The organism is Streptomyces sp. NPDC031132, from assembly GCF_055570595.1.
On sequence record NZ_JBVIGX010000077.1, the window covers coordinates 1 to 6,946 of the forward strand.

General features: G+C 73.8%; 7 protein-coding genes. 3 read left to right on the plus strand and 4 right to left on the minus strand.

The annotated features are described in order from the left end of the window. Window positions 1-111 precede the first annotated feature (111 nt). The 4 genes from ACZ49B_RS38910 to ACZ49B_RS38925 all read right to left on the minus strand — a co-directional run bounded on the left by ACZ49B_RS38910 (window position 112) and on the right by ACZ49B_RS38925 (window position 5,468). Entirely contained in the window at window positions 112-1,515 is a 1,404-nt protein-coding gene (locus ACZ49B_RS38910; protein WP_468316006.1) for an O-antigen ligase family protein, read from the minus strand. After that, window positions 1,515-3,032, minus strand: coding sequence for an exopolysaccharide biosynthesis polyprenyl glycosylphosphotransferase (locus ACZ49B_RS38915; RefSeq protein WP_468316008.1), 1,518 nt, complete (start codon window positions 3,030-3,032; stop codon window positions 1,515-1,517). Before ACZ49B_RS38915 ends, ACZ49B_RS38910 begins: the two co-directional genes overlap by 1 nt. Further along, on the minus strand, window positions 3,029-4,198 hold the full coding sequence (locus ACZ49B_RS38920) for a glycosyltransferase (RefSeq protein WP_468316019.1): 1,170 nt from the start codon (window positions 4,196-4,198) through the stop codon (window positions 3,029-3,031). Before ACZ49B_RS38920 ends, ACZ49B_RS38915 begins: the two co-directional genes overlap by 4 nt. A gap of 67 nt (window positions 4,199-4,265) precedes the next feature. After that, window positions 4,266-5,468: a DUF3344 domain-containing protein gene (locus ACZ49B_RS38925; protein ID WP_468316010.1), complete on the minus strand. Its 1,203-nt coding sequence runs from the start codon at window positions 5,466-5,468 to the stop codon at window positions 4,266-4,268. A gap of 103 nt (window positions 5,469-5,571) precedes the next feature. On the opposite strand from ACZ49B_RS38925, the gene ACZ49B_RS38930 reads away from it, so the two are divergent. The 3 genes from ACZ49B_RS38930 to ACZ49B_RS38940 all read left to right on the plus strand — a co-directional run bounded on the left by ACZ49B_RS38930 (window position 5,572) and on the right by ACZ49B_RS38940 (window position 6,817). Then, the gene (locus tag ACZ49B_RS38930; protein ID WP_468316013.1) at window positions 5,572-5,814 is read left to right on the plus strand and encodes a chaplin; all 243 of its coding nucleotides are present in this window, start codon (window positions 5,572-5,574) and stop codon (window positions 5,812-5,814) included. Window positions 5,815-5,944: 130 nt separating this feature from the next. Continuing rightward, complete coding sequence (locus ACZ49B_RS38935) at window positions 5,945-6,355, plus strand: rodlin (protein WP_468316014.1); 411 nt, start codon at window positions 5,945-5,947, stop codon at window positions 6,353-6,355. A 228-nt stretch (window positions 6,356-6,583) separates the two neighbouring features. Continuing rightward, entirely contained in the window at window positions 6,584-6,817 is a 234-nt protein-coding gene (locus ACZ49B_RS38940; RefSeq protein WP_468316017.1) for a chaplin, read from the plus strand. The last annotated feature ends 129 nt before the right edge of the window (window positions 6,818-6,946 follow it).

Here is a 6,946-nt window from a genome sequence, read left to right on the forward strand (position 1 = left end):
CCCCCCCCCCCCCCCCCCCCCCCCCCCCCCCCCCCCCCCCCCCCCCCCCCCCCCCCCCCCCCCCCCCCCCCCCCCCCCCCCCCCCCCCCCGCCGCCAGGGCGTCGTATCCGTCACCGGCCGTCCGCACCCGGTACGGCGCGCAGGCCGGCCGCGAGGCCGGTGCGCCCGCCCGCGGCCGCGGCGAGTCCGGCTGCGTCCTGCCGGGAGGGCAGCGCCCACCAGGCCGCCAGGCCGATGATCACCCCGGTCAGGACGGTGGACGGGCCGCCGATGTCCGCGTACAGGAAGTCGGTGAGCTGCCAGACGAACAGCCCGATCGCGATCAGCCCGCAGTCCTGGAGCCCGGACCCGCCCGTGGCGCACCGCCGCAGTCCCGCGACCAGCAGCGCCGCCCAGCCCCCGGCAAGCGTCATCAGCCCGACCAGGCCCTGCTCGCTCAGCACCAGCAGGTACATGTTGTGCGGGGAGAGCAGCGGCTGGCGGATGTACGCCTGCCCCGCGCCCGCGGTGTCACTGCCGGAGGACAGCCCCAGCGAGGAGTGCCCGTCCCGGTTGGCCGGGAAGCCCTTGAGGCCCACCCCGACCGCCGGCCGCTCGCGCCACATCGACTCGGCGGCGGCCCACATCGTGTAGCGGTCGGTCACCGACTGGTCGGGGGCGCTGGAGACCTGGGTGATCGAGGTCAGCCGCTCCGCCACCATCTCGGAGCCGACCCCGAGCCCGCCCACCAGGACCACCCCGGCCGCGGCCAGCGCGAGGAGCACCTTCAGGGCCCGCCGGATCCCGGCCAGCAGCATCACCAGCACCGCCGCGCCGGCAGTGGCGATCCAGGCGCCCCGGCTGAACGACAGCACCAGCGGCACCACCAGGACCAGGGCCGCGGCGCCCGCCGTCTGCCGTACCCGGCGCGGCAGCCCCGGAGCCAGCGCCGCGGCGGTCGCCACGACCAGCCCGTACGCCACCACCGTGGCCATGCCCATCACGTCGCCGGGGCCGAAGGTGCCGACGGCCCGGACGTCCTCGCCCTGGTACGAGGCCCCGGTGTGGGTCGCGTACTGCACGACCCCCACCGCGCCCTGCACCAGCGCCAGCACCACGAAGCAGCCGGCCGCCAGCCGGAACTCCCCGGCGTCGCGCACCAGCAGCACGATCGCCGCCGGGACCAGCACGAACACCTGGAGGTAGCGCACGAAGCCGGGCAGCGCCGCGTACGGGTCCCCGGCGGTCACGGTCGCGACGGCCAGCCCCACGGCGGGCACGCCCAGCACCAGCACGCCCAGCGGGCTCAGCTCCCGCACCCGCCCGCGCAGCGCCTGTACAGCGCACACGAACACCAGCAGCAGCGAGGCGGCATCGGCCGGGCCCACCTTGCCGGAGGTGCTCGCGTCGCCCGCCGCGATCGGGGCGAGGAGCAGCAGGACGGTGGCGGCGAGCGGCAGCAGCGGCCAGTGCCGCCGCAGCAGCCCCGCCGCGTCGGGCGGCCGCGAGCCGCCCATGGATACGGCGACGCTCATCAGCTGCCCCCCAGCCGGAAGCGGAAGAAGGAGGCCGCGGTGCGGGCGAGGATCCACAGGTCCTGCCACAGCGACCAGGTGTCGATGTAGTGGTTGTCGAAGCGGGCCCGGTCCTCGATGGAGGTGTCCCCGCGCAGGCCGTTGATCTGGGCGAGTCCGGTGATGCCGACGGGCATCCGGTGCCGGGCCTCGTAACCGGGGTGCACGGCGGCGAACTTCGCCACGAAGAAGGGCCGTTCCGGCCGCGGTCCGACCAGGCTCATGTCACCCCGTACGACGTTCCACAGCTGCGGCAGCTCGTCGAGCGAGGACTTGCGCAGGAAGGCCCCGATGGGGCTCATCCGGTGGTCGCCCGCGACCGTCCACCGGGTGGCGGACTCGTGCTCGTCGGCGCGCAGGGTACGGAACTTCAGCAGGGTGAACGGGCGCCCGTACAGGCCGACCCGCTCCTGCCGGAAGATCACCCCGGGCCCGTCGGAGACCCGTACCGCGAGCGCGCACAGGCCCATCACGGGCCCGGCCGCGATCAGCGCGATCGCGGCCAGCAGCCCGTCGACGGCCCGCTTCACCCAGCGCTCCACCGGGCGGGACGGGCGGGGCAGCAGCGGCTGTACGGCGTACCCCCACAGCTGGTCGGCAGGCTGCGCCACCCGCATGCCGGTCACCTTGGCGGTGCCGGCCGGGTCGGCGAGCCAGAGCCGGCAGCCGTGGTCGTGGAAGAGCCGGACGAGGGAGGCGGTGCGCTCGTCGGCCTCCGGCGGGCGGGTGAACACCGCGTGCCGGACCGAGTTCTGGATGACCGCGCGCCGGATGTCCTCGTGGGTGGCGAGCACCGGCACGCTGCCGCTGCCCTGCTCGGCGGCGCCGGTGTCGGCGAGCCCGACGGGCCGCAGCCCGTACTCGGGGCGCCCGTGCAGGGCGGCGGCGACGGCGCTCGCCCCGGCGCCGGGGCCGACGACGAGGGCGGAGGCGGGGCGGAGCCGGGCGGAGCGGCGACGGAGCCGGTTGGCGAACGCGCGGCCCGTGCACGTCAGGACGATCTGCAGGCACACGGCGCTCAGCAGGGCGGACCAGCCCAGCGCCCGGCCCGGTGCCGCGGCGGCCACGACCGCGGCGACCCCGCACCACAGGACGGCGGCCCGCCCGGCCAGAGCGGGCAGTTCGAGCAGCGCGGAGGGCGCGAGCCGCGGCCGGTACAGCCCGGCCTGCGCGTGCAGCGCGGCGGCCAGCACGGCGATCGGGGCGGCCGCCTCGACCGGCAGCGCCGCCCCTGGCCGGGCCAGGGCCGTCGTGGTGAGTACGGCGGCCAGCGCATCGGCGGTCAGCAGCGGGAGGACCCCGTCGCGGCGCCGGACCCGCTGCGGCCGCACCAGCGTCCGGGCCTGGTCGACCCTGGGCCGGCGTGGGGGGTGGATGGCGGTCACGGACCGTCGGACGGCTGCGGTGCCGGCGGTGCCGCCGGCGGGCCCCGTGCCGCCCTGCCCGGTGTGCCGGGCGGGTGCGCTGTCCATCGTCATCGGCTGATGCGCTCCTGGTTCAAGGGCCGGGGCCTGCCCAGCAGTTCGTGGTACAGACCGGTGACCGCGTCCGTGGTCCGCCGCACGTCGAAGTCGGTCCGGGCGTGCTGCTGGGCCTGCTCCCCGAGTTCGGCGAGCAGCCGCGGTTCTGCGAGCAGCCGTCCCAGGGCCTTGGCCAGCGCCGTCGGGTCCTCCGGCGGTACCAGGCAGAGCCGTCCCTGGCCGGGCGGCAGACTCTCCCGGGCACCGCTGACGTCGGAGACCAGGACCGGTCGGCCGCAGGCCATGGCTTCGAGCGGGGCGAGCGCCATGCCCTCCCACCGCGACGGCAGTACAACGAGATCGGCGGCCCGAAGCCACGGTCGGATGTCGCAGGCGGCTCCGGCGAAGAGCACCCCGGGCGGCGCGGTGCGGCGCAGCCGCTCGGTGTCGGGGCCGTCGCCGACGAGCGCGAGGCGGGCTTCGGGGATGTTGCCGAGCACCTCCCGCCAGGCCCGGAGCAGGATGTCCTGGCCCTTCTGCTGGCAGAGCCGGCCCACGCAGACGGCGAGCGGCCCGTCGCCCAGGAAGGCGGCGGGCAACGGGAGTTCGGTACGCGCCCGGGCCCGGTCGGCGGCCCGGTCGGGCCCGCCGGGGCGGAAGTGGTCGAGGTCGACGCCGTTGCGGATCACCGACCAGTGGGCGGCGATCCCCTCGGCCTCGCCGGCCCGGCGTTCGGCCTCGCTGACGCAGAGCACCCGGTCGGCCCAACGGGCTCCGAACCGCTCCCAGCGCAGGGCGAGCGCGGCGGTGGCCCCGCCGACGGCGTCGAAGGACCAGGCGTGCGGCTGGAAGACGGTGGGCACGGCCCCGCGCACGGCGAGCCGCCCGGCGAGGCCCGCCTTGGCGCTGTGGGCGTGCAGGACGTCGGGCCGGAACCGGCCGATCACCCGCCGGGCGCCGAGCACTTCGGCGGGCAGGTCGGGCCCGGGGGCTCGCCCGGCGCGCCAGGTGAGCACCTCGGCACCGGCGGCGCGTGCGGCGTCGGCGAGCTGCCCGCCGCGCGGGCAGCCGACGGCGGTCCGCAGGCCGGCGGCCGTCTGGGCGCGGACGAGGTCGACGACGACGCGGGCGACACCGCCGTCGACGGGCTGGACGAGATGCAGGACGGACAGGGGGCGGGGAATCGGGACCTGCGCACGGGAGGGCTGAGCAGGGGGAGGCTGTGTCGGCACGCGGAGCGGTCTCCTACGTTCAGCGGCGCGCGTCTGTTTGAACGAAGAGCACGCCGAGGAATTGACCCTGACTTTCGCCCGCGAACCTGAAGCTCAGGCTGCGGGCGCCACCGGACAGGGCGGGACTCAGATCGAACACGTCCGCGTCATATCCGAGATTATTCATATGTTCGGGCTGTCGCACGAAAGATTGATGCCCGAATTCCGTGATCGTGGAATTCATAACATCATTAAAAGGATTTTCAGCATCGCTGACGTTGACCCGGCGGCCGCTGTCGGCGGTCACCGTGAGTGAGTCACCCAGGGTCCCGCGGTCCCCGTCGTACGCGACCACACCGGCCTTCCCCGCGGACCCGGCGGCCGCGTCCAGGCCGGGGATCTCGACCGTCTCGCCGGCCGCCTCGCCCGCACCCGCGGCGAGCGATGCGAAGCCGTCCCACAGCGAGACCCGGCGTACCGGCTCCTGCGGGTGCTCGTAGGCCACGACCAGCGTCCAGCCGCCCCAGGCACCCACCTCGGAGTTGCCCATCGCGATGTTCAGCTGGGCGACCGTCCACATCCCGCCGCCGCCCTTGCGGACCAGCGGGGTGACGTCGGCCGAGGCCTGGTAGGCATCGCTGCCCGCGTCCGTGCGGTGGCCGATCACGGTGTCGGCGAGGACCTCCTTGTACGCACCGCCCGGCTCGGCCACCAGCACCCGGCCGTTGTCCTGCGGCGGCTTCTGCTCGCCCACCCTCAGGTTCCCGCCCCAGTACAGGCGGGCATACGAGACCTTCGCGCCCTGCGGGACCTTGAGCTCGGCCCGGGTGGAGTTGTAGGTGTCCGGGTCCTTGTCGACCTCGCTGTAGAACATGTCGAAATCGCTGTTGACCCCGGCCGCGCCCCGCTTGACCTCGGCGCACGGCTCGGCGTCCGGCGCCTCTTCCCGGCGGCAGGCGATGGAGGAGTTGGAGGCCCGGACCAGCCCGCCGCGCTGGACGGCCTGGTAACGCTGGGTGAACGGGACCTTGGGCATTTCCCGCACGGCGGGCGCCGCCGGGCCCGGCGGGGCTGTGGCAGCTGCGGCCTCGGCCGCAGCGGGAACGTTCGCCGAAAGTACGAGGCAGGACAGCAGACCGAGCGTGCCGAGGATTCTGCGGGACGAACCCATGACCCTGTCTCCATTTTCGATCAAGGGGACAAAACAGGAGTGAACTTTGTCAGAAGTCAGGCGGGAAATCACGCCGGACTCGCTCGTACGGCCTTTTGGGCGATAACACGCACCCTCGCAGTCGGCGGGTCGTTATGCGGTTGCACCACCGTTCGAACCGAAAGGAAAATCGGAGATGAAGAAGAGGCTGATGCGCGGCGCCACGACGGCGGTCGCGGGCGCTGCGGTCCTGATGGGCGGCGCGGGCCTCGCCTCCGCGGACAGCTCGGCGGAGGGCGTCGCGGCGGGGTCCCCCGGCGTGCTGAGCGGCAACCTGGCCCAGGTCCCGGTCCACATCCCGGTGAACGTCTGCGGCCTGACCGCCAACCTGGTCGGCGTGCTCAACCCGGCGTTCGGCAACACCTGCGTCAACGCCTGAGCGTCACCCGGGCTGTCAACGGCGCTGCCCGAAACGACGGCATCCGAGTGAAGCCACGCAACCCGAACCGGGGCCCGGGCGTTGATCCGGGTGCTCCACCACCGGGCAATCCAGCAAAAAAGGGACGACAATGATCAAGAAGATGATGGCCACCGCGGCTGCTGCAGCCTCGGTCGTGGGCATCGGTGCCGCCATGGCCCCGCAGGCGATGGCCATCGGCAACGACAACGGCGTCAACACCGTCAACGGCAACGGCGCCTCGCAGATCTACGGCAACCAGGCCACGTACGGCACCATGAGCCCCCAGATGGCGCTCATCCAGGGCTCGTTCAACAAGCCCTGCATCGCCCTGCCGGCCAAGGTCAACGCCCAGTCGATCCTCGCGCTCCTCAACGTCGGCGTCCAGGACATCCCGGTCCTGTCCAACCCGATGAACCAGCAGTGCACCGAGAACTCCACCCAGGCCAAGGGCGACGAGCCGCTCTCCCACATCCTGGACAACATCCCGGTCCTGTCGGGCAACGGATCCGTCCGCAGCTGACCGCACCCCGCGTCAGCGAGGCCGCCGCACCCTCCGGGTCGCGGCGGCCTCGCCGCTTGTCGGCGCCGCAATAGCGTCGTGAATTCACCGCACTTTCCGGCCGCCGGGCGTTGAGGTGAATTACGGTGAATTACGGAGCCGACCGCGAAAATCTGCGGTTTCTTTTTCCGGACCCACTCGTTGTTATTTCTGCAGTGGACACGCCTCTGCGGGAAGGATCGAAAACAAATGACGTACAAGAAGGCAGTGGTGCTGGCCGCCGGCGTTCTGATGGCCGCCGGTGCCGCCTCGCCCGCCATGGCCGACTCGGTCGCCGACGGCAAGGCCATCGGCTCCCCCGGCGTGCTGTCCGGCAACCTCGTCCAGGTTCCGGTCCACGTCCCGGTCAACGTCTGCGGCAACACCGTGAACATCATCGCGCTGCTGAACCCCGCGTTCGGCAACACCTGCGTCAACGCCTGACGAAGCGCCCGCCCGCAAGGGCAAACCTCCTCGGAGTGGGGGGGGGGGGGGGGGGGGGGGGGGGGGGGGGGGGGGGGGGGGGGGGGGGGGGGGGGGGGGGGGGGGGGGGGGGGGGGGGGGGGGGGGGGG

Bases quoted from the DNA above. Each gene is read 5' to 3' on its own strand.
- ACZ49B_RS38910 (WP_468316006.1), bottom strand. From the start codon at position 1,515: ATGAGCGTCGCCGTATCCATGGGCGGCTCGCGGCCGCCCGACGCGGCG.
- ACZ49B_RS38915 (WP_468316008.1), bottom strand. From the start codon at position 3,032: ATGACGATGGACAGCGCACCCGCCCGGCACACCGGGCAGGGCGGCACG.
- ACZ49B_RS38930 (WP_468316013.1), top strand. From the start codon at position 5,572: ATGAAGAAGAGGCTGATGCGCGGCGCCACGACGGCGGTCGCGGGCGCT.
- ACZ49B_RS38935 (WP_468316014.1), top strand. From the start codon at position 5,945: ATGATCAAGAAGATGATGGCCACCGCGGCTGCTGCAGCCTCGGTCGTG.
- ACZ49B_RS38940 (WP_468316017.1), top strand. From the start codon at position 6,584: ATGACGTACAAGAAGGCAGTGGTGCTGGCCGCCGGCGTTCTGATGGCC.